The sequence below is a fragment of the Gluconobacter sp. Dm-73 genome (assembly GCF_018256215.1).
In the GTDB taxonomy this organism is placed as follows: domain Bacteria; phylum Pseudomonadota; class Alphaproteobacteria; order Acetobacterales; family Acetobacteraceae; genus Gluconobacter; species Gluconobacter cadivus.
In genome coordinates this window covers 25,881-48,817 of the sequence record NZ_JAERLW010000016.1, presented here as the reverse complement: position 1 = coordinate 48,817, position 22,937 = coordinate 25,881, and the positions used below count along the sequence as shown (strand labels likewise).

Here is a 22,937-nt window from a genome sequence, read left to right as displayed (position 1 = left end):
CCCCCCCGAGGAACAGGCCAAAGCAAACACGCCGCCCGATCTGAGCAGCGCACCGGGCCTCCGCAACGCCACGATCCTCGACAGCGACGTCACCTACCGCTCGGCCAATGGCGCGTCCTACAGAACCACGCTTGAAAAGGTCACGTTCGCCTCCACCAGCGACAGCAGCCCGTTCACCATGACCCTGACCGGGGCCTATAACGACACCCCCGTCAGCATTTCCGCCGAAATGGAGCCCATCAGCGACCTCCGCAAAACACCCCACCGCCCCTACGCCACCACGGCCCATGTCACCTCCGGCGACATGACCTCGGACTTCACAGGCACCCTCACGGATCCAATGAATTTCGAAGGCGTGGAAGGCCACACCACCGTCACCACCCCCACCTCCGACACCTTGTTCAGCGTCGCCGGAATCACAGGCGACCACGCCCCCGTCAAACTCGCCCTGTCCGGCGATTTCAGCCATTCCGGCGATGACTGGCACTTCACCAAAGCGCACGGCACCATCCAGTCCAGCACGATGGAAAGCGGCGACTTCACCCTGATCGAAGGCAACCATGGCAAACCCGATGACGTCACAGCCAAAACCGGCTTCGGGCGCCTCGACATCAACGGCCTGATGCCCATCCTCGCCCCGCCGGGCGCAAAGGGCACCAAAAAAGGCCCCTCCACCCTGCACGCGGACCTTCTGCTCATCACGCCCCCCGATCCGGACCCGTTGGTCCATTTCGAGCTGACCGCCCGCCAGCTGATCTACAACGCGCTCAATTTTACCAACCTTCGGATTCAGGCCGCCCAGACCTCCAACCGGATCGAAGTTCCCCTTCTGCGACTGGACTATATCGGCGCGTCCCTCAGCGCCGATGGCCGCATCGAAGCCGATGGAAAATCGTCCCGCGTCGCAGCAGACGTGGTCCTGACGCATGGCGACATCGACCGCCTGCGCCGCGTCGCAGGTCTCGCGCCCGTTCCGGTCAAAGGCAGCCTGAACTTCCGCATCACTGCCAGTTCCAAGAACGTCCATACCCTCAACGAAGCCATCAGCCGCGCCGACATGACCGCCGCCGTCAGTATGGAAAAAGGTGAAATCGCAAAGGAAATCGTCGAGGCCGCCTCAATGGATCTGCGCCTGCTGTTCCGTCACGCCAAGGGTGTGACCCCCATCACCTGCCTGCTCGGCGTGCTTCAGATGCATCAGGGCATCGGCACGGTCATCCCGCTCCGCTTGCGCACAGGTGAAGGGACGATCGCGGCCAAAGCGAATTTCGACCTCAACCGCAGATGGCTCGATCTCGTCTTCGCCAGCCGCCCCTTCTCGACGAGCTTCTTCGCGCTCGATGTTCCCGTGCGCGTCAGCGGCCCCTTCGACGCCCCGACCCTCTCCCTCGCCACATGGTCGAAGGTCGGGCGCGACATGCTCGCGGATTCCAACGCGGTCACAAACCTTCCTCCCGCCCTTCAGGGTTTCGCAGCCTCAAACGCCTGCGCCCGCCCCACGCGTTAAGGCCCAATTTGCACCTCATCCTGCCCCCGGCTATGCACGTCGGACCGTAAAAGAGAGGGTCCAGAGATGCGTATTGCAATGGTCGGTGGCGGATATGTCGGTCTCGTCTCGGGTGCCTGCTTCGCCGAGTTCGGAGCGGACGTCGCCATCGTGGAGCGGGACCCGAAAAAGCTCACGGCCCTCCATGACGGGCGCATCCCGATCTACGAACCCGGACTGGACGCCCTCGTCAGCAGCAACGTCGCTTCCAGCCGCCTGACCTTCGGAGACGATCTCGGCGCGGCCATGGAAAACGCCGATGCCGTGTTCATTGCGGTCGGCACCCCCACCCGGCGCGGCGACGGCCACGCGGACCTCACCTATGTCTATGCGGCCGCGGAAGAAATCGCCCGCGCCGCCCGGACGGACCTTCTGGTCGTCACGAAATCGACCGTCCCCGTCGGCACGGGCCGCGAAGTCGCCCGCATCCTCCGCCAAACCCGCCCGGACCTGACCTTCGACGTGGCCTCAAACCCCGAATTCCTGCGCGAAGGCAATGCGATCGACGATTTCATGCGCCCGGACCGGGTCATCGTCGGCATCGACCGCTCCGGCCCGGATGGCGGCAACCGCGCGCAGAGCCTGATCGAACAGCTCTATCGCCCCCTCACAGCCATTCAGGCCCCGATCGTCCTGACGGATCTGGAAACGGCAGAACTGACCAAATACGCTGCCAACGCCTTCCTCGCGATGAAGGTCACTTTCATCAACGAAATGGCCGATCTGTGCGAAAAGGTCGGGGGCAACATCCATGACGTTGCCCGCGGCATGGGCCTCGACCAGCGGATCGGCAGCCGCTTCCTCAGCCCCGGACCGGGCTATGGTGGCTCCTGCTTCCCCAAGGACACCCGCGCCCTGACCGCCATCGCACAGGACGCCGGCGCCCCCACAAAACTCGTGGAAGCCACGGTCGCCATCAACGAAGCCCGCAAAACCGGCATGGCCGAGCGCATCATCACACAGGCGGGCGGAACCCTTGAAGGCAAAACGGTCGGCATTCTCGGCCTGACCTTCAAACCCGATACGGACGACATGCGCGAAGCCGCGTCCCTGCCCATCCTCGCCCGCCTGCACGACGCAGGGGCAACCCTTCAGGTCTTCGACCCCGAAGGCATGGACGCCGCCCGCTCACTCCTGCCTGACGGCGTGCGCTACTGCGAAGACGCTCTGTCAGCCGCGCAGGACGCCGATGTCGTAGTCGTCCTAACGGAATGGAACATGTTCCGCGCGCTCGACCCCCTCCGCCTGCGTGACGCCATGCGCGGCAACGCCATCGCGGATCTGCGCAATATCTGGAGCCCCGACCTCATGCGCGAGGCCGGGTTCGATTACCAGTCCATCGGCCGTCCCTAAAGGAACGGCCTTAAGAACCTGCCTTAGCGGGCCTGAGCTTCAGCCCGGGCCGCAGCGCGATCCACCGGCGCAAACGTCCCGTTCTTCAGACGCCGCTCGAGTTCCTCAAGCGACTGCCCCTTGGTCTCGGGCACATAGCGCAGCACGAACCAGAACGCGAAGGCATTGACGGCGGCAAACAGCCAGAACGTCCATCCCGCACCCAGAACCTGCACCAGAGACAGCGTCGTCAGCGAAATCACCAGATCCGCGCCCCAGTGCCCACCGGCCACAAGGCTCATGCCCTTACTGCGGCAGGACAGCGGATAAACTTCCGCACCCACCAGCCAGATCGCAACCGACAGACTGCCCGTATTGAAAATGGTGTAGGCCATCACGGCAGCGACCGTGATCCATGCCCCGACACCACCCGTCAGATGCATCGCAAACGCCGTCCCCAGAACGACGAGCGCCACCACGGCTCCCGGCAGCAGACGCAGCAGCAGCGTGCGCCGTCCCCAGTTATCAACGGCCCAGCCGCCAAACACCGTCGCAAACACCATGCCCACACCCACGGCCACGGATGTCAGCAACGCCGAATCCTGACCGAAACCCGCATCGGCAAAAATCGTCGGCGCGTAATACATGACCGCATTGATGCCCGTGAACTGGCACAGCAGCGCAATGCCCACCGAAGCCATCAGCGCAGGCCGCACCCACGGCTTTGCCAGCTCGGACCAAGGCGCCTGCACATCGTGGTTCTCAAGAATGCCGTCCAGTTCCCGATCCGCAATCTCGTCGGTCGCACGCACCCGCCGCAGAACCATCCGTGCCTCTTCGGTCTGACCGTTCAGAGCCAGCCAGCGCGGACTATTGGGCAGAAACGCCATGCCCAGAAACAGGATCAGCGCCGGAAGCATCCCGATGCCGAACATCAGACGCCAGCTCGAATCTCGCAGAAGATAGCCGGTGATAAAGGAAATCGTCACACCGGACACCACCGCAAGCTGAAAGCCCACGACAAGGCGACCACGACGCTCGGGAGGGGAGATCTCAGCGATATAGATCGGCACGATCTGCGACGCCCCGCCAATCGCCAGCCCCAGAATAAGCCGAGCAAGAATCAGAACAGCGACGCTATGCGCCGAGGCCACAATAACCGTCCCCACAAGGAACAGCGCCGCCGCAATCATTACCGTCCGCCGACGCCCGAGCCGGTCAGAAATTCCACCCGCCACCAGACACCCGATCAGAGCGCCCAGAATAATGGCGGATGTCACGACTTCCGCGCCAAGCGTATCCAGATGAAACTCATTGCGAAGCTGGAGCAGCGCGGAGGAAATGATGCCGGTATCATACCCGAACAGCAGCCCGCCCGTTGCCGAAATCGTTGCAATGAAATTCGTCAGAGCATTCCCGCTCAACCTCATGGACCCGTTCGTGCCCTGCATCATAAAACCTTCCGCCGCGAAGCCGCAGACCGTTATTGTGTAAACAATCCGTCCTCTTTAACGCTCCATCTCACGGAAGTAACATCACAAAAGTGACGGTTTTCGTTTTTTGCGTGAAATTTTTCGTGTCCACGTCCTTTCCCCAGACATGAAAAAACCCCCTTCCCAAATGGAAAGGGGGTCTGACGCCACATCAGCAGCAAAAAGAGCCTTACGGCTGAACAATCCGCAGGATAAACGCCGTCAGGGTGTTGACGGCATCATGCTCCAGACGGTCCGCAGCCAGACGCAGCTCCGGCGACACCGGCGCCTCGTAAGGGGCAGAAACACCCGTAAACTCCGGGATTTTCCCCGAACGCGCCGCCGCATACAGCCCTTTGGGATCCCGCTTTTCGCAGGTCTGCAGCGGTGTATCGACGAAGACTTCATGGAAGTTCTCGCCCACGATCTGCCGCGCCTGCGCCCGGTCCGCCTCAAGCGGAGACACCAGCGCCACGATCACGACCTGCCCGCTTTCGGCCAGAATTTTCGCCACATGCGCCGCACGACGGATATTTTCCCGGCGGTCTTCCGGCGAGAACCCAAGATCGCTGCACAGCCCGGCCCGCAGCGTGTCCCCATCCAGAACGGTCGCGTTGATCACCTGTTCCGAAAGCGCCAGCTCTGCCGCCCGTGCCACCGTGCTCTTGCCAGACCCCGGCAGCCCCGTCAGCCAGAACACACCGCTCTTGTGGCCCCGCGTCTGGACCTGACGGGCCGCAGACACACGGCTGGCTGTCGGATGAATGGCATGTTCGCCGTCCGCCAGTTCAGCCGGACCAATCAGTGGCGCACCGCCGACGATGCGCTGGTAACGATCCACCAGAACACCACGCCCGTCGCCAAAGCCCGGCGCGAACGGATCGAACAGCACGGCATGCGATGCCGCCAGCGTAATTTCCGCAAATCCGTCCGGCGGCACACTGTCGCCTTCGCGCAGGGTCAGGTCTTCCAGATCCACCACGGCATCGATGGACGCCACCGTCACGTCATGCTCGGCCGTCGCCAGACGTAGCGTAAAGCTCTCACCCACCCGCAGCGGCTCACCGCGCAGCCAGAACAGACGCGTGCGAATCCGGGCCGAACGCTCCGGCATCGCAGCCTTGTCATCCGCCGGGAACAGCAGATCGCCCCGATCCGGCACCAGATCCGGCTCCAGACGCAGCGCGATGGACTCGCCCGCACCCGCAACAGGAAGCTCCGGCGCATGCCAGCGGCAGACTTCCGCCACCGTCGCAACCTGCCCCTGCGCCCCGATCGTCAGACGATCGCCCGCACGCACCGTGCCACGCTCGATCCGCCCCGCCACATAGCGCACGCCATCAAAACGATAGACATCCTGCACCGGCATCCGGAACGGCAACGCAGCCCGCGAGGCCGGCGGCGGCACATTGGCCAGCGCCTCCACCAACGTCGGCCCCTTGTACCAGAGCGCCCGCTCGGAACGGCTGGCGATGTTATCACCATCGCGCGCGGAGGCCGGAACAACCGCCTCAACCTCGATTTCCAGACGGCCCAGAAGCTGACGCACGTCGGACTCGACCTTGACGATCTTCGCTTCGTCAAAGTCCAGAAGATCGGATTTGTTGAGCAGCACGATCACATGACGAATGCCGATCAGACGCAGCAGCATGGCATGACGCCGCGTCTGCTCCTGAGCGCCCTCCTTGGCATCGACGACCAGCACGGCGGCCTCAGCGTCGGCGGCCCCGGTAATCATGTTGCGCAGGAACTGGCGATGGCCCGGCGCGTCCACAATCACGAATTCCCGCGATCCCAGACGAAACGGAATGCGCGTGGAATCAACCGTCACGCCCTGATCGCGCTCGATCTGAAGGGAATCGAGCAGGAAGCTCCACTCCACCGCCAGCCCACGCTTGCGGCTGCTCTCGACGATCTGCGCCAGCTTGCCGTCCTGAAGGCTGTCGGTGTCATACAGCAGACGCCCGATCAGCGAGGACTTGCCATGGTCGACATGCCCGACAATGACGATAGGTGTTGCCGCAGCACGATGGGTCTCGGAATACTGTCCGATCACGATATTATCGCCCATTGTCACAGATACCCCGCCACACGCAGACGCTCGAACACGTCTTCGGATTCATGATCCATCGCACGCCCCGCACGCTCGGACGTCCGGCTGGTTTCCAGTTCGGCAATCACTTCCGCCACGGTGGACGCATTGCTCTCGATCGGATTGGTGATGTCCTGATCGCCCAGCGAGCGATACCGCTTGCCGTCTTTCGCGAAATACAGATCCACCAGCGGGATGTTCTCGCGCTCGATGTAGCGCCAGATGTCGATCTCGCGCCATGACAGCAGCGGATGGACGCGGATATGCATGCCGTCTTCATACGGCGTCGCATACTGGTCCCAGAACTCGGGCGGCTGGTTACGCACGTCCCAGCGATGCCCCGCACCACGTGGGCTGAACACGCGCTCTTTCGCCCGCGTCGCCTGCTCGTCACGACGGATACCCGCAATAACGCCCCGCAGCTTGTGCTTCTCGATCATCGCGGCCAGACCAGCCGTCTTGCGCGCGGCAGAGCGGGCGGCAGGCGGAAGCGACGGGTCGATTTCCTCAACCGGCGGGCAGTAGCCCAGCAGCAGGTCAAGATCCCATTTCTTCGTATATTCGTCGCGGAACGCATACATTTCCGGGAATTTCTTCTCGGTATCGACATGCATGACCGGGAACGGCACACGTCCCATGAACGCCTTGCGCGCCAGCCACACCATCACATTGCTGTCCTTGCCCAGCGACCACAGCAGGGACAGGGGCTTCAGCTTGCGATAGGCCTCGCGCAGAATGAAAATGCTCTGGGCCTCAAGCTGGTCCAGATCATCCATGATGCGTGGTTGTGCCAAGCTTGTGGTGGTGGACTGATCCCGCGACAGGATCGGTGTCTGCGTCATTATCCGCTCCGTAGTCATGCCGGCCTGTGAATGCCACATTCCGTCTTGGCCAGACCGGCCCACCGGCCCGCCCGTCCATCTTCACCATCCTTGACCGCCCTTGTGCACGGAGCACAACCGATCGAGGTGTAACCTTTTGCAACCAGGGGATGCCGCGGCAGATCCCGGCGCTGCATCTGCGCCTCGATCTGCGCCGGGCCCCATCCCGCCAGCGGGTTGAGCTTCACGCTGCCATCAGGCTGCGGGTCCAGAACCGGCAACGCCGTGCGCGTTGCGGACTGGCTGCGCTTGCGCCCCGTAATCCAGACATCGAATTCCGGCAGCACCAGATCCAGCGGCTCAACCTTGCGCAGCACACAGCACGCATCCGGATCGAACGCAGCCAACTGGTCCTGCGGATCACGGTCATGCAACGCTTTGGGCGTGGGCGAGAGGGTCCGCACATCAGACAGACCCAGATTGCGCACCAGAAGGTCGCGATACTCCAGCGTTTCAGGAAAATGCCGCTTCGTATCCAGAAAAAACACCGGAACAGACGGATCGATCTGCGCCACCAGATCCAGCAGAACCGCCGACTCCGCCCCGAAAGACGACACAACAGCCACACGCCCGCGCAGCCGTGTCAGCGTCTCCTGCAAAATCCGGTCTTCCGGGACCTGCCGAAGATGATCCAGTTCCGTCCGTGAAAGAGACATGTGTCGCACCTGCCTGTGTCCAGATCAGTTCGACCGCTCAGGCGGCCTGCCAGAGACATAGGCGCACACCTGCCAAAAATAAACTATTTTGTTTGATATAACTTTTTTGTTTAGTTTTAATTATTCATCACACAAATTGGCTTGAGACCATACAAAATGGCCTCAGACGCCATTTCTGAATGAAGTGAAATGCGCGCCCGCCCCGACGGCCCCACCCAAAACATCATCTGGCACGGTTCCTGCATCAGAGGGTTTCATGGACACGCCCTCACTCCTTCACGCCAAGCGCCTTCCGCGCCTCCTTGTCGGCCAGCCCGTGCAGCCGCAGATGATGGCGGAACTGGTAGTAGGTCAGACCCAGCAGTTCCGCAGCGCGCCGCTGGCTGAACTGCGCCTCGCGCAAAGCAGCTTCCAGCAGACTGCGTTCATGCGTCCTGACATCCGCCCCGAAATCACGCGGAAACGTCAACGCCTCTCCCCCAGCCGGAGCAGCCGGGGCCGCCGCCGTGACCACGCGCTGAACCTGCGCGTCCTTCCAGTCCGGCACAACGAACGGGTCCAGCACGATGTCGTCCAGCGCCTTTTCCGGCCGATCCATCCTGTAAACGCTGCGCTCCACCACGTTGCGCAATTCACGGACGTTGCCGGGCCAGTCATAGGCCTGCAACCGCTCCAGAGCGCGCTCCGTGAACCCCGCAAACATCTTTCGCCCCAGTTCCGCACTCATGCGGGTGGCAAAATGCTCGGCCAGCAGGGAAATATCCTCCGGGCGCGCCCGCAGCGGCGGAATATTCACAACATCGAAGGCCAGCCGGTCCAGAAGATCCGCCCGGAAGCGCCCTTCCCGCGCCATGGCGGGCAGATCCGCATTGGTCGCCCCGATCAGCCGCACATCCACCCGGATGGTCTCGCTGCCGCCCACACGCTCAAAACTGCCATATTCAATCACCCGGAGCAGCTTTTCCTGCACAGCCTGCGACGCGGTACCGATCTCGTCCAGAAACATCGTGCCCCCGTCCGCCCGCTCAAAGCGCGACAGACGCCGCTTCTGCGCGCCGGTGAACGCCCCCGCCTCATGGCCGAACAGTTCGCTGTCCAGGAGCGCTTCGGGCAAGGCCGCGCAGTTGAGCTTCACCAGAGGCCGGTCCCACCGGTCCGACAGCAGGGCCAAACGCGCCGCCACCAGTTCCTTGCCGGTCCCGCGCTCTCCGATCACCAGAACCGGACGCCGCAGGGGCGCCAGACGGGAGACCTGATCCAGCATCCCCAGAAATGCCGGAGCCCGCCCGATCGGGGTCGGCACCTCGTCCATATCGGTGCTTCTCGCCATTTTATGGTCTCTCACGCCCCCGTTCAGGTCTTCAGTTCATAACACCCTCAAAACAGCATCACTGACAAGAGCAGGGATCTGTCCTAAGTCTCTTCAACAGGAAGGAAAGCATCATGGGTATTTTTTCTCGCCTCGCCGATATCGTGAACTCCAATCTGAATGCGATTCTCGCCAATGCCGAGGACCCGCAGAAAATGATCCGTCTGGTCATTCAGGAAATGGAAGACACGCTGGTCGAGGTCCGCAGTCAGGCCGTCCGCACGATCGCCGAGCGCAAGCAGCTCGAACGCCGCGTCCGCACCATGATGCACGAAGAAGACGAATGGCACCGCAAGGCCGGTCTCGCCATCGAACGGGACCGCGACGATCTCGCCCGTGCGGCGCTGGCCGCCCGCCACAGCGTGGAACAGTCGCGCGAAGCACTGGAACAGCAGATCGCCCAGATCTCGGACGGGCTGGACCAGCAGAACGACGACATCTCCAAACTTCAGGCCAAGATCGCCGACGCCAAATCCCGCGAAAAGGCGCTCTCCATCCGCGCCCGCACCGCACAGGGCCGCCTGAAAACCCGCGAAAAACTCTACGACACCCGCATCGACGACACGCTGAACCGCTTCGATCAGGTGGAACGCGCTCTTGATGAGCTTGAAGGCAAGGCAGAGGCGTATGATCTGGGCCGCCGCACCGGCCACCCCACACTTCAGGAGGAACTCGCAGCCCTTGAAACCGATGCCGTCGTGGAAAACGAATTCGAAGCCCTCAAGCGCCGTGTGGCCGAAAAGAAAAGCGCAGGCTGAGAAAAGGCTGACCGAAAGGCCCAAGGCATGAATTCGTCCATCTTCCCCTTCCTTGTTCCCATCACAGCCATCATCTGCTGGTCTGTCGTCAGCATGGTCAAACATGCCAACGGCTCACCAAAAGGCACGCCACAGCCAGACCCCATGCTTCAGGCCGCCCTGACACAGGCCGAAGCCCATGCTACGCGTCTGGAAGAAAGGATCGACCAGCTCGAACGCATCCTCGACGAGGATATCCCGGGCTGGAGAGCAAGGAACGCACGATGACACGCCGCCCCGTCCTCTTTTCCGGCCGCCGCCCGGCGCTTCTGGCCCTGCTGGCGGGTACCGTCCTGCTGTCGCCCGCAGCCCACGCCGCGCGCATGACCCTGTCCGGAGAGGATCTGGACCTGTCGATCCCCTGCACCGGACAGGTCAGGGTCGTGGTCGATCCCAACATGAAGGACGGGGCAACACTTGATTCAAGCAGCCTCGCACAGGTCTCCATGCATACCGGCAAAGAAGAAGCGCAAAGCCGCATCTCCATCGCCACGAAGTCCTGCGCCCCCAACGGAAAGCTGACAATCAGCATCTCCCCCAGCACCGGCCTGACGATCCACGACAGCCACGACACGCATTTCGTCATCGCCGGAAAGCTCGCCTCCCTGGACGCCAGCCTCGATTCCGCCACCATGGACATCGAAAACACCCAGTCCCTAGACCTGGACATGCAGGGCGCCTCCAGCGTCCACATCCACTCCCTCGAACGTGCCGCCCAGATCGTGGCCTCCGGCACCTCGACCCTGACGGCTGATACGGCGCAGCTCGCGGCGCTTTCGGTGCAGTTGACGCAGAATGCGGGCATGACGCTCTCTGGGGGCACCATCGACGCCCTGACGCTGATTACGGCCGATCAGGCCAGCGCCACCATTCTGGCTCACGCCACAGTGGCGACGGTCGCAGCCAACGGAACAGGCGACGTCAATATCGAGGCCGTCACGGGCCCGATGGTCCGTTCGGGCAAAGGCACCGTTCGGGTCGGCGCGGAGAATGGCGTGATCTATCGCCCCACACCGCCACCACCGGCTGCCGTACCGACACCTCCTCCCGCAGCGCCGCAGCCCTCCCTTCCGGTCCAGACGCCCCCTGCCAGCGCGACCACGACCGTTCCGGCCCCCGTGGTCACGCCTCCGGCTGCTTCCGCGCCCGTCATGCAGGCACCTGTGGTTCAGCCCCCTACGGTTCAGGCCCTAACCACGCCAACCGTGGTTCCGGCTCCCGCGCCTGTCCGCCAGCCTTCCGCGCCTGACAGCCCTGCCATCCCGCAGGCGCCCAGCGTTCCGGCTCCCTCAAAAGACGCCGCGTCGAAGGCGCCGCAAACAGCGCAGGCGCCTGCCAGCCTTCCTGTCACAAGCGCGCCCGCCCAGACCGCACCGCAGACAACGATTCCGGCCCCCGCAGTGACTCCCGCCGCCCCGGCAGCAAATCCGACCACGTCCCCGACGACCGGAAAGAGCGCTCAGAACGGCGCTCAGGGAGAATAGGGATGCGCCACCATCTGTATGCGCGCCTGACTCTGCTCGCGCTTCTAAGCTGCGGTGCTGCGCCCGCGCCACCAGCCCCTCCGGCACCTCCCTCGCCTCCAGCCCCGCCGTCCTTCAACGTGTCCTCAACAAGCAGCCCTGACACGCTCGTCATCCCGGCGACATGTCTTGAAAACCTGTCCGTCGTGAGCGGCCCGAATGCGCATATCGTCTCCGGCAGCGGCAGCCTGAAAAAACATGGGGAACGCCTGACTTTCACCACCACTCCGCAGGACTGCGCGGCTCAGGACAGTGCGACCGTCATGGTTCCGGCCCGGACCAGCCTCGATATCCAGTCCTCCCACAACCATACGACGCTCTATCGCATCACCGGCGTCAACGGCGACGTCACGGCGGAGAGCGGACACGGCGATCTCGACATCGATCAGGCCAGCGGCCTGAACCTGACGATGACAGGCCCCGGAGACGTCTCGGTCGGGCGGGTGACGGGGCGGATGACCGTGCAAAGCCTGTCCAGCGGCGACCTGCAAATCGGTGATATCGCGGCCTCAAGTGCCAGCATCACGGCCATGTCTTCGGGCGATATCCGGGTCAGTCGGGGGAGCGCGGATGTTCTGACGGTCCGGGATTATGGCTCGGCCAATATTACGCTGAACGCCACGGCCCGCGATGCGGATCTGACCCTCCTCGGCAGCGGCGACATCACGCTTCAGAAGGTGAGCGAAACGCTGAAGAAGCGTCCGATCGGGTCCGGCACGCTCTCCGTGGAGGACACAGCCGGTGCGAGGATCACGACCGTGACCACACCGGACGGGTCCGCCATCCTCTCCGATGCGACACGCAAGGTTCTTGACCATCTCGATATCCATATGGATACGCCTGAGATCACTTTCGGCAACACATCCACTGTCCATCATTCCAGCGGTCATGGGGTGATTGGGCTGCTGCTGAAAATCTTTCTCATCATCTGGGCCGTGCGTCTTTTCCGACGCTATCGCCGGACAGGCGTTATTCCGTTCCGGGGAACACTGGACAAGGCCGCCGCAGGATATGCGGAGGGTGTGCGAAGCTGGTCCCGGCACCGCGCGGCATGGCAGGAAACACCCGCCGCCAGCGCGACAGCCGTGGTCAGGGATGCCGTGCTCGGTTTCCGGCGTCCGCAGCCCGAAGCCGCGGAAGATTTCTCCCACTCCGTCCCGCCGGGCCATCCGTTGGCCCGACTTCAGGATCGGCTGGCGCGCATGGAGCGCAGGCTCGGCCTGATCGAACGCTGCGTTACATCCTCCGATTTCAGTCTGGAGCGGCAGTTCCGGGATCTGGAGCGGACCGATGGCCGACGCGCCTGAATGCAGGACGGAAACTTTGACGTCCGGATGCAGGCAGGGTAGGGGCTGAAGGGTGAATGCCGTTCTTGACCCCATAGCGGCCCTTGGCCGCGCCGCTCTCGGCCTTATCAAGCAGGCAGGTGCTCTGGCCCTGTTCGCGCTGGAGGCTCTGTCGCATCTGGTGCGACCGCCCTTTTACTGGCGGATTTTCTTCTCCAGCCTGATCGAGACGGGGTTCTTCTCTCTCCCCGTCGTGGCGCTGACGGCCCTGTTTTCAGGGGCCGTGATCGCGCTTCAGTCCTATGTGGGCTTCGGGCAGTATCATGTGCAAAGCGCGATTGCCGGGATCGTCGTCCTTGCCGTGACCCGCGAGCTTGGCCCTGTTCTGGCTGGACTGATGGTCGCCGGGCGCGTAGGCGCGGCCATGTCCGCACAGATCGGCACCATGCGCGTGACCGACCAGATCGACGCGCTCACCACGCTCTCCACCGACCCGATGAAATATCTCGTGACGCCGCGCCTTCTGGCCGGAACGCTCGCGCTGCCCTGTCTCGTGCTGGTCGCCGATATTCTGGGTGTCATGGGTGGCTTCACGGTTTCGGTCGCCAAGCTCGGTTTTTCGCCCTCGACCTACATCACGGCCACGCTGGATTCGCTCAAGACGATGGATGTCGTCGTCGGCCTCGTCAAAGCGGCGGTGTTCGGATTCCTGATCGCGCTTCTGGGCTGCTATAACGGCTATAACAGCCGCGGCGGCGCAGAGGGCGTGGGCTCGGCCACGACAGCCGCCGTCGTGGGGGCCTCCATCCTGCTCCTGCTGTTCGATTATCTCCTGACAGATCTGTTCTTTTCACAATGAGCACGCCCCCCGTAAGCACTTCCCCGGACACTCCCTTGGGCACCCCGAAGATCCGCATCCGGGGTCTGCACAAGGCTTTCGGCTCCAAGATCGTGCTTGATGGCGTGGATCTTGATGTCGAAGCTGGCACGTCCATGGTCATCATCGGCGGGTCCGGCTCCGGGAAATCCGTTCTGCTGCGCTGCATTCTCGGTCTGATAGAGCCCGATGCCGGGACGATCGAGATCGACGGCGAAAACCTGCTGACGGCTTCGCGTTCCAAGCAGGATGCCCTGCGTCGGCAGATCGGCATGCTGTTCCAGAACGGTGCCCTGTTCGACAGCATGAGCGTTGGCGAGAACGTGGCGTTCGGCGTTCGCGCCAAACATTCCGACCGCAATGGCGCGACCCCGTCCCGCACGCAGGCACTGCAAATAGCCGGAGGTCTGCTCGAACAAGTGGGGCTGGACCCGTCCGTTGGCGAACTCAGTCCGTCTGAGCTTTCGGGCGGTATGCAGAAACGCGTGGGGCTGGCGCGCGCCATTGCGGGCAGTCCCAACATCATGTTCTTCGACGAACCCACGACCGGACTGGACCCGATCATGGGCGCCGTCATTGACGGGCTGATCGTGGACTGCGTGCAGAAACTCGGCTCCACCGCCATTGCCATCACTCACGATATGGCCTCGGCCCAGCGGATCGGAAACCGCGCGGCGATGCTCTATCGCGGGAAGCTGATCTGGCAGGGCGAAGCGTCCGAGCTCATGAATTCGGGCAACGCCATGGTGGATCAGTTCACCCATGGCCGACGCGAAGGCCCCATCACCATGGAGCTGCGCAAATGAGCCTCCTGCCCCGTTTCCCGAAAACCGATCCCATTATCTGGAAGCGCATCGGGCTGAGCTATCTGATCGCCCTGCCGCTCCTGTTCATCATGTTCCGCCATCAGCCGGCCCATCCGAACATGGTGCTTCAGCTTCTCGGTTTTCTGCTGATTATTGTGGTCTCGCGGCTTCTGGCGCGGTTGATTCTGCGGACGCGGGAGTAAGGATTCCGGGCTCTGCTTGGGCCCGGCAGGGATCTTGATCCCTGCACCCTGATTCTAAAGGTTTCCAAAGGTCGCGACCTTTGGTGGGGTCCGGGGCAAAGCCCCGGCTGGATCAAGAGCTAGGCACTCCTTATATACTGGGTTTGTTCCCCTCAAATCGAAGAGACCAGCCTTGGCCAAGAAGCCGACCACCCGTTACGTCTGCCAGAACTGCGGCGCCACCTCTCCGAAATGGAACGGGAAGTGCGAGGCCTGCGGCGAATGGAACACGCTAGTTGAGGAGACGGTCGAGCCGACGGCCCGCAAGACCGGAAAGCTGAGTTCAGGGCGTCTGCAAACCGTCCGGCTGGATGGCGAAACACGGCCGCCCCCGCGCATCACGACAAGCATTGCCGAACTGGACCGCGTTCTAGGCGGAGGTCTTGTCCCGGCGTCCGTCGTGCTGGTCGGCGGTGATCCGGGCATCGGCAAATCCACGCTGATGCTCCAGACGACCTGTGCGCTGGCGCGGTCAGGGCATCGCGTCCTGTATGTTTCGGGCGAAGAATCGGTGGACCAGATCCGCATCCGCGCCCAGCGGCTGGGTCTGGACCGCGATCCCAAAATGCTGGACTCGCTGGATCTTGCCGCTTCGATCAATGTTGGCGAGATCGTGGGCTCTCTGGAGCAGGACCGGGCGCATACGGTCGTCGTTATCGATTCCATCCAGACGATGTGGCTGGAGAGCGTGGAAAGCTCACCGGGCTCCGTCTCGCAGGTGCGGGCGAGTGCGTTTGAGCTGATCCGGCTGGCCAAGACGCTCGGTTTTGCGCTGATCCTGATCGGGCATGTCACGAAGGAAGGCTCCCTCGCCGGGCCGCGCGTTCTGGAACACATGGTCGATGCGGTCATGTATTTCGAGGGTGATCGCGGGCATCAGTTCCGCATTCTCCGTGCGGCCAAAAACCGCTTCGGCGCGACCGACGAAATCGGCGTTTTCGCCATGACCGATATTGGCCTGACCGAAGTGCCCAATCCTTCCGCGCTGTTTCTGGCGGAGCGGCGCGGCAATATCGCGGGATCGGCCGTTTTTGCCGGGTTGGAAGGCACGCGCCCGGTCCTGCTGGAAATTCAGGCACTGCTGTCTCCCAAGGCCGGAGATGGGGCGCCGCGCCGGGCTGTTGTGGGCTGGGACACGTCGCGGCTGAATATGCTGCTGGCTGTCCTGGATTCGCGCTGTGGCCTCAAGCTTGCAAACATGGACGTCTATCTGAACATCGCAGGCGGCCTGCGCGTGAACGAACCGGCTGCTGATATGGCTGTGGCCGCGGCCCTTGTGTCCGCCGCCACGGGCCATCCGACCTCCCCTAGTGCCGCCTATTTCGGCGAAGTCGGCCTTTCCGGCGAAATCAGACAGGTCAGTCAGGCCGATCTGCGTCTGAAGGAAGTCGCCAAGCTGGGCTTTGGCGAGGCCATTCTGCCCCGGCGCGTCTCGGCGGCGTCCGCGCGGGTCAAGCCGCCCGCAGGCCTGAAGCTCCGCGAAATCGGGCATCTGACGGATCTGGTCGGGCTGTTTTCCGACAAGGACGAATAACAGAAGCTCTCAGAAGCGGAAGACGACATTGGACTGGGCGTAGCTTCCGCTTTTGCCGCCCGCCGCATGCAGACCGTTCGAGGCCATGAACCGTGCGCCATAGATCTGCCAGGTCAGATGCCGGTTGAGCTGGAGCTTGAGGGACGCCTGCGGCACCACGCCGATATAGCCGCCGTGATAGGTTTTCGAGAATGTGTACGGGCCGGACGAGTTCCAGATCGCGCCATCCGCGTTCTCCCGCCACATGAACGGCACCTTGAACTGGATGCTCGCAAAGCCTTTCCACGGCGTGACGCTCAGGACTGGCGAGAGGCTGACGAGGTTGGAGGGCTGGATGTAGGTCGTGGTGTCCAGATAGTTCGTCTGCGGGTTGAAAGGCGCCATATAGGTGCGGACCGGGCCGTCCGTTCCGTTGGCCCCGCCGGAATACAGATCTGCCTGAACGCCGATGAACGGATGCAGGGGCGAGGGCGTATGCCGGTATCCCACGATCGTATTGACCGAATAGGCCTGCACATCGCTCTTCTTCGCGCTGCCGGATTTCTGGAACGTCCCGTCCTGATAGAGGCCGCCGAACGAATATTCGAAAGATGCGGCGGTACCGTACCAACGGAAACCGACATTCCCGCGTGAGGACGTGCCTTTCAGGGCACCGGATGCAAGCGGGACGACGGACAGGCTGCCGCCATAGCGGTAACCGTAATAGAAAATATCCAGAAAGGAATGAACCGTCTCGCTACCGATGGAAAACTGCGGCACGAGAGCCGTGATGTCTCCGCCATAAAGGCGCGTGTTGTAATCTTCCGTATCGTGAAACATCAGGGTCGCGTCGGTTTTGGTCTGGACGAAATCGAACGCATCCACGCGGATATTGGGCCAGATCGCATAAATGCGGCCGCCATTCCACGACAACGGCACGTTGGGCGTTTCGCGGTTATACAGGACGTAAGACGGCGCATCGAGAAACTGCTGACGGCCAAACATGAAGCCTGTCTGCGCGCCCGCGAGCTTGCCCTTGAACTCGATGAAAGCCTGCTGGAGATCCAGCCGTTTGCGGTACGTCGTATTGTAGCCGAAGCCTTTCCAGCCCCCCGCATCCGCATTGATGAGCTGCCCGAACAGCCGGACGTGTTCGCCTAAATGCAGGTCCGCGCCATACAGGTTCCGCACACCGAAACGCCCCGAATTGCTGTTGCCCTTTTTGCCCAGAAAAGGTGCCTCCTCGTACCAGTTGCGCAGACGCGTCTCGCCGGAAAAGGACAGCCAGATCGTCCTCGCATCGTTCAGTGCGATGAACTTCAGCGGATCGAACGGATCGTCGCGCCGACTCTTGTCGCGCAGAAAGCTCCAGTCTTCCGCCCAAGGGGCTACACCGTAACGTCCGACCGGCCCGAAGCCCGCTGATTCGCCGTTGCCGTAACTGAACGCACCCCACGGACCCTGCCGCCCCTGCGGCGCATGGTTCTGACTGGCCACAACACGGCGCGGCTGGCCTACGACGCCGGCATGGGGATAGTTCTGGATGGGGGGACGTTCTGTGGAGAGAACGTGGATCCATTCTTCCGAGTGTGCGGTCGGGGCGGTGGACGAATCGGCTGCCGCTGCCAGTCGGGAGGTGCAGATTCCAAGCGCCATCATAGCCAGAATGGACCGATTCCGATATGAATGATGACGTAACATGCCCTGAAAACTCCAGACGGGGTTGTCAGAACATTATGCAGCAACAAAAAAACATCAATCCTGATAGTTTTAAATAAAAATAACTATTTTTTTTAGTATTTAATTCAGTCGGGCAATGTCCATCTGCCCCCGCGTCAGATCCCGCAGCCAGTCCGTGATGGCATCCGCCTCTTCGACTGGCACGGCCAGCGTCATCCACGCGCCTTCGGCGTCGAACTCGCATTCGGTCCGGCTTGCCCGCCAGCTTTCGATCTTGGACTCCACCATCGCATAGCTGGAAAACGGGCAGTGAAAGCGCAACGGCACGGTTTCAATCCGCTCAATCCGTTCTGCCTCGCGCAGACAGGCCGACGCCGCGCCGCCATAAGCCCGCACCAGCCCCCCGGCCCCGAGCTGCACGCCACCATACCAGCGCATGACGACGATCATGACATTGTCGAAATCCTGCCCTTCGATGGCGGACAGAATGGGCCGCCCCGCCGTCCCACCGGGTTCGCCGTCATCGCTGCATCGGAAGCGCTGACCGGTTTTGAACGCCCAGCAGTTATGGGTCGCCTCCAGCACGGCGACGTCACGAAAGAAGGCCATGGCGGCGGCTTCGTCTTCCACAGGAGCTGCGGAAGCCCGGAAAACGCTGTTCTTAATCACACTTTCGTAGGTCGCGAGGCCGGGCAGAGTCCATGTCATGGCTTTCCTTCTGCATCAGGATCGCCGAAATGTCAGGATGGGGTAGGGAAACGCTGCCCGTTCTGTTAAGGGTAGCCCCCATGTTTTCGGATCTGACCGGTCGGCTGAATGCCGTCTGCGCGCGTCGTGCGCCCCTCGTTCTGGCGCTGTTTGCACTGCTCTGTGCCGCCTGCGTTGCCCTGAGTGTCACACGCATCAGCGTGACGACGGACACGAGCAAGATGTTTGCCAACAGCCTGCCGTGGAAAAAGCGGAGCATGGAGCTGACGCGCCTGTTCCCGCAGGACAGCAACCAGCTCGTCGCCATCCTCGACAGCCGCATCCCCGAACAGGGACGCATCGCGGCACGGGAGCTTGCGGCCACGCTTTCGCAGGACCACACGCATTTCAAGACGGTCAGTCTCCCCGGCGACAACCCTTTCTATAACAGTCACGGCTTCCTGTTCCTCGATACGAAGGATCTGGAACCGCTGCTGGATTCGATCGTCTCCGCGCAGCCCTTTCTGGGCACACTGGCCGCCGATCCGTCTGCGCGAGGGCTGTTCGGCGCACTTGGCCTGATCGGTGAGGGTATCAAGGCCGGTCAGGGCATCCCCAGCGGCTTCAACGGCGCGCTGGACGGCTTCGCAACTTCTCTGACACAAGCCGCGGACGGCCATCCGCAGGACATGTCCTGGCAGAACCTGCTCATCGGCAAGCTGGCGGAACTGGGCTCGCGATACGAATTTGTCGTCACGCAACCCAAGCTCGATTACAGCTCCTTCCAGCCCGGCGAAGGCGCCACGACCGCCATGCGTCAGGCGATCAATAATCTGGAATTCGTGAAAACGAAGCAGGCCACCGGCATCATCACCGGTGAAGTGAAGCTGTCGGACGAGGAGTTCTCCACCGTCGCGCACGGCATGGTGCTGGGGCTCATCATTTCATTGGTTCTGGTCGCAGTCTGGCTGATCCTCGCGGTCCATTCCCCGCGCGTCATTCTTCCGATCCTGCTGACCCTCATCGCTGGCCTGCTGCTGACGACTGGCTTTGCCGCACTGGCTGTGGGTGAGCTGAATCTGATCTCGGTGGCCTTCGCCATCCTGTTCGTCGGCATCGCGGTCGATTTCGCGATCCAGTACAGCGTGCGCTTACGCGGACAGCGCAACGCGGACGGCTCGTACCCGTCCCTGCATGACGCCATCGTCCTGACGGGGCAGGAAAGCGGCGCGCAGATCCTTGTCGCAGCCCTCGCCACGGCAGCGGGCTTCCTCGCTTTCTATCCGACGAGCTTTATAGGTGTGGCGCAGCTCGGGCTGATCGCAGGTTTCGGCATGCTGATCGCCTTTTTCTGCACCATGACGCTTCTGCCCGCCCTGCTGTCCGTCTTTCGCGCGAAGCTGGGTAGCGGAGAGCCGGGCTTTGCGTTCATGGCGCCTGCGGACGCGTTCCTGCGCCACAAACGTCACAAGGTTGTCGGCATCTTCGCACTACTGGGCATCGTGGGGCTGGCCCTCATGCCGCTCCTGAAGTTCGACGCCGACCCGCTGCACACCAAGGACCCCAACACCGAGGGAATGCGGGCGCTCCATTTGCTGGAAGCCAATCCGCTCACGACGCCCTACAGCGCGCAGGTCCTGACCCCGAACCTGACGGACGCGGCGAAAGAGGCCGCAGAGTTCTCGAAGCTTCCCAGCGTGCATGACGTGCTGTGGCTTGGCGCGCTGGTTCCCGATGACCAGAAAACCAAGCTGGCCATGATCGAGGACACCGCCTCTATCCTCCTGCCGACCATCACGGTGGCCAATCCTGAACCCGCGCCGGACGCTGCCGCCATCCGCGCTGCCGCCATCGCTGCCGTGCAGAAGCTGGACGCCGTAAAGGAGCAGCTTCCCGCACCGCTGGAAAAGATCCGTCAGGCTTTGCACACGCTCTCCACGGCCCCGGACAGCACGCTGCTTCAGGCCAGCACCGCCCTGACGCGCTTCCTGCCGGACGAGCTTTCGATGCTGCGGATGGCCCTTCAGCCCACGCCCGTCACGATGGAAAACATTCCGCAGGATGTGCGCCGCGACTATGTCCTGCCTGATGGCCGCGCACGACTGACAATCCATCCCAAGGGACAGATGTCCGAAACACCGGTGCTGCACCGCTTCGTCAGCGAACTGCGTTCGGTCAATCCGGATGTCGCCGGCCCCGCGATGGAAATCACGGAAAGCGCCAATACAATCGTGCATGCCTTCAAGGTGGCGGCCATCTGCGCCCTCATCATGATCGCCATCATCCTGCTGGTCGTGCTGCGCCGCCTACTGGATGCCGCCCTTGTCATGGCACCGCTGCTGATGTCGACCCTCCTGACCGTCATCCTGATCGTCACGGTGCCGGAGACGCTGAACTACGCCAACATCATCGCCCTGCCGCTGCTTCTGGGTGTGGGCGTGTCGTTCAACATCTATTTCGTCATGAACTGGCGCGAGGGCGTCAAAGGCCCGCTGACGTCTCCCACGGCGCGTGCGGTGCTGTTCTCCGCCCTGACCACCGCAACGGCTTTCGGCTCCCTCGCCCGCTCGGGCCATCCGGGCACGGCGAGCATGGGACGACTGCTTCTGATGTCGCTCGGCTGCACCCTGCTCTGCACGATGGTATTCGTCCCGGCCCTGCTACCCAAACGCCCCACCGACGAGGCCTGATCACAGGCCTCCTCTGCTGACACGGTTTGCCGCAATGTGACGGGCATTCTGGCAACCGTGCGTTTCCTCAGGGGTTGAGATCTTCTGCAACGGAGGATCGCCCCTTGACCACAGAACATTCAGGCCTGCCGCGTGGCATCGACCATGTCGGCGTCACCGTCCCGGACATCAACGCCGCCATCCGCTTTCTTGAGGAAGCGTTCGGGGCAGTTGCCCTCTACCGAAACGTTACCCGCACCGCGCCGCAGAAAGGCCCGGAGACAGAAAAAATTCTCGGCCTTCCGGGGGGCACTGTCGTCATCGAAATGTGTATGATGGCACTCGGTCATGGGCCGGGCATCGAACTGTTCGAAATGAAAGGTCCTGACCAGCGCGAGGCCGCGCGCCCGTGCGACTGGGGCCTTCAGCATTTCGCCGTCTATGTCGATGACATCCACGCCGCCTACCACCGTTTCCGCGAAGCGGGCGGCACACTTCTGACCGAACCACAGGGCCAGCCCTCTCTCGAAGCCGCACCGGGCAACATGTTCTGCTACGGGCGTACGCCCTGGGGCATGATCGTGGAACTGGTCTGCACGCCACATCAGGAACGCTTCAACGACATCGCCCCCATGGACCGATATCAGCCACCCGCGCTGAAAGGATCAGACGCATGACACGCTTTCTTCCCCTAGCTGCGGCACTCCTCGTCGTAACGGCCTTCGGTGCCGCACACGCTGCTGATCCCACTCCGCCAACGGCCTGGTATTGGCATAACTGGACGGACCATGACGGCATCAGTCACATGACCCGCTGCCCGTTCCATAATTACGATCTGAAAACCATGTCCAAACCCGCAGGGCCGCAATGGCAGGACCATGTGCATGAAGGCAATGCCCGGATCATTTCCACCGTGCAACCCGCGCACTGGGACGGAAGCTGGCACCCCGACCCTAAAGTCCAGTGGATCATCCCGCTGAAGGGCTCCTGGTACGTGACGGCCATGGATGGAAAAAAGGTCGTCATGGGACCCGGGGACGTCTCCCTCGGCGAAGACCAGATGAGTCGCAAGGACGCAAAAGGCCATATCGGTCATTTCGCGGGCAATATCGGCGACGGCCCCGTCACCCTGATGGTCATCCAGACGGACGAACAGCCGACCACAGATCAACCCTGCCGTTTTCATTAGGGTTTAGAAATGGTCGTACATTCTGTCGTCAAAAAGTACGACCATCTCTAAAGACAGCAGCCAACGTAAAACCGTAACAACCTTTATGATTCGTTATTAATGAGCAAAAACGGCCCTCGAATCGTTTTTCCTTTGTTTTCTGGTAGGTTCAGGGGAAGAAAAATCTTCCATATGAACGATTATAAATCGCTACTAAGTTACTTTTCGGATTTTATGAAGAATGCCCGATAGTACCTAGATATCAAAAAAGAATTCCATATATACATGAGGATTATTTTTTAGCATTAAAAGAAAAAATATAGATGGATGAAATAATTTTA

General features: G+C 62.1%; 20 protein-coding genes. 13 read left to right on the top strand and 7 right to left on the bottom strand.

The genetic code is table 11. The annotated features are described in order from the left end of the window. A partial coding sequence (locus JK176_RS14385) for an AsmA-like C-terminal region-containing protein (protein ID WP_211588332.1) occupies positions 1–1,507 on the top strand: 1,507 nt, incomplete at its 5' end. A 66-nt stretch (positions 1,508–1,573) separates the two neighbouring features. After that, a complete protein-coding gene (locus JK176_RS14380; protein ID WP_211588331.1) occupies positions 1,574–2,899 on the top strand; it encodes a UDP-glucose/GDP-mannose dehydrogenase family protein in 1,326 nt (441 codons plus the stop codon). A 23-nt stretch (positions 2,900–2,922) separates the two neighbouring features. On the opposite strand, the gene JK176_RS14375 is transcribed toward JK176_RS14380, so the two are convergent. The 5 genes from JK176_RS14375 to pspF form a co-directional block, all read right to left on the bottom strand. Further along, entirely contained in the window at positions 2,923–4,332 is a 1,410-nt protein-coding gene (locus tag JK176_RS14375) for a sugar porter family MFS transporter (RefSeq protein WP_241009395.1), read from the bottom strand. 208 nt (positions 4,333–4,540) lie between these two features. Then, positions 4,541–6,421, bottom strand: coding sequence for an adenylyl-sulfate kinase (cysC, locus tag JK176_RS14370; RefSeq protein WP_211588330.1), 1,881 nt, complete (start codon positions 6,419–6,421; stop codon positions 4,541–4,543). Positions 6,422–6,423: 2 nt separating this feature from the next. Continuing rightward, positions 6,424–7,218 (bottom strand): sulfate adenylyltransferase subunit CysD, encoded by a 795-nt coding sequence (cysD, locus tag JK176_RS14365; RefSeq protein ID WP_099285886.1) that lies wholly within the window; start codon positions 7,216–7,218, stop codon positions 6,424–6,426. 80 nt (positions 7,219–7,298) lie between these two features. After that, positions 7,299–7,979 (bottom strand): phosphoadenylyl-sulfate reductase, encoded by a 681-nt coding sequence (locus tag JK176_RS14360; RefSeq protein ID WP_211588329.1) that lies wholly within the window; start codon positions 7,977–7,979, stop codon positions 7,299–7,301. A 268-nt stretch (positions 7,980–8,247) separates the two neighbouring features. Then, positions 8,248–9,309: a phage shock protein operon transcriptional activator gene (gene pspF / locus JK176_RS14355; protein WP_211588328.1), complete on the bottom strand. Its 1,062-nt coding sequence runs from the start codon at positions 9,307–9,309 to the stop codon at positions 8,248–8,250. Between the two features lie 113 nt (positions 9,310–9,422). Here pspF and pspA point away from each other — a divergent pair, with 113 nt between their 5' ends. The 8 genes from pspA to radA all read left to right on the top strand — a co-directional run bounded on the left by pspA (position 9,423) and on the right by radA (position 16,413). Then, on the top strand, positions 9,423–10,106 hold the full coding sequence (pspA, locus tag JK176_RS14350) for a phage shock protein PspA (protein ID WP_099285830.1): 684 nt from the start codon (positions 9,423–9,425) through the stop codon (positions 10,104–10,106). A gap of 27 nt (positions 10,107–10,133) precedes the next feature. Next, the gene (gene pspB / locus JK176_RS14345; protein WP_211588327.1) at positions 10,134–10,373 is read left to right on the top strand and encodes an envelope stress response membrane protein PspB; all 240 of its coding nucleotides are present in this window, start codon (positions 10,134–10,136) and stop codon (positions 10,371–10,373) included. Further along, positions 10,370–11,629, top strand: a complete 1,260-nt coding sequence (locus tag JK176_RS14340) for a hypothetical protein (RefSeq protein WP_211588326.1) — start codon at positions 10,370–10,372, stop codon at positions 11,627–11,629. The genes pspB and JK176_RS14340 overlap by 4 nt, the downstream gene beginning before the upstream one ends. Positions 11,630–11,631: 2 nt before the next feature. Next, positions 11,632–12,975 (top strand): GIN domain-containing protein, encoded by a 1,344-nt coding sequence (locus tag JK176_RS14335; RefSeq protein WP_211588325.1) that lies wholly within the window; start codon positions 11,632–11,634, stop codon positions 12,973–12,975. 52 nt (positions 12,976–13,027) lie between these two features. Further along, complete coding sequence (locus JK176_RS14330) at positions 13,028–13,813, top strand: ABC transporter permease (RefSeq protein WP_062029251.1); 786 nt, start codon at positions 13,028–13,030, stop codon at positions 13,811–13,813. Further along, complete coding sequence (locus JK176_RS14325) at positions 13,810–14,637, top strand: ABC transporter ATP-binding protein (RefSeq protein WP_211588324.1); 828 nt, start codon at positions 13,810–13,812, stop codon at positions 14,635–14,637. Before JK176_RS14330 ends, JK176_RS14325 begins: the two co-directional genes overlap by 4 nt. Then, positions 14,634–14,840 (top strand): hypothetical protein, encoded by a 207-nt coding sequence (locus JK176_RS14320; RefSeq protein WP_194267490.1) that lies wholly within the window; start codon positions 14,634–14,636, stop codon positions 14,838–14,840. Before JK176_RS14325 ends, JK176_RS14320 begins: the two co-directional genes overlap by 4 nt. Positions 14,841–15,012: 172 nt before the next feature. Continuing rightward, positions 15,013–16,413, top strand: coding sequence for a DNA repair protein RadA (gene radA, locus JK176_RS14315; RefSeq protein ID WP_211588323.1), 1,401 nt, complete (start codon positions 15,013–15,015; stop codon positions 16,411–16,413). A gap of 9 nt (positions 16,414–16,422) precedes the next feature. Here radA and JK176_RS14310 read toward each other — a convergent pair whose 3' ends face one another. Both JK176_RS14310 and JK176_RS14305 read right to left on the bottom strand, forming a co-directional pair. After that, on the bottom strand, positions 16,423–18,051 hold the full coding sequence (locus tag JK176_RS14310) for an alginate export family protein (RefSeq protein ID WP_249194529.1): 1,629 nt from the start codon (positions 18,049–18,051) through the stop codon (positions 16,423–16,425). Between the two features lie 141 nt (positions 18,052–18,192). Then, a complete protein-coding gene (locus tag JK176_RS14305; protein ID WP_211588321.1) occupies positions 18,193–18,780 on the bottom strand; it encodes a YigZ family protein in 588 nt (195 codons plus the stop codon). 80 nt (positions 18,781–18,860) lie between these two features. On the opposite strand from JK176_RS14305, the gene JK176_RS14300 reads away from it, so the two are divergent. The 3 genes from JK176_RS14300 (at position 18,861) to JK176_RS14290 (ending at position 22,617) form a co-directional block, all read left to right on the top strand. Next, positions 18,861–21,449, top strand: coding sequence for an MMPL family transporter (locus tag JK176_RS14300; protein ID WP_211588320.1), 2,589 nt, complete (start codon positions 18,861–18,863; stop codon positions 21,447–21,449). 104 nt (positions 21,450–21,553) lie between these two features. Beyond that, positions 21,554–22,105: a VOC family protein gene (locus tag JK176_RS14295; protein ID WP_211588319.1), complete on the top strand. Its 552-nt coding sequence runs from the start codon at positions 21,554–21,556 to the stop codon at positions 22,103–22,105. Next, positions 22,102–22,617, top strand: coding sequence for a cupin domain-containing protein (locus JK176_RS14290; protein WP_206033987.1), 516 nt, complete (start codon positions 22,102–22,104; stop codon positions 22,615–22,617). The genes JK176_RS14295 and JK176_RS14290 overlap by 4 nt, the downstream gene beginning before the upstream one ends. Positions 22,618–22,937 lie beyond the last annotated feature (320 nt).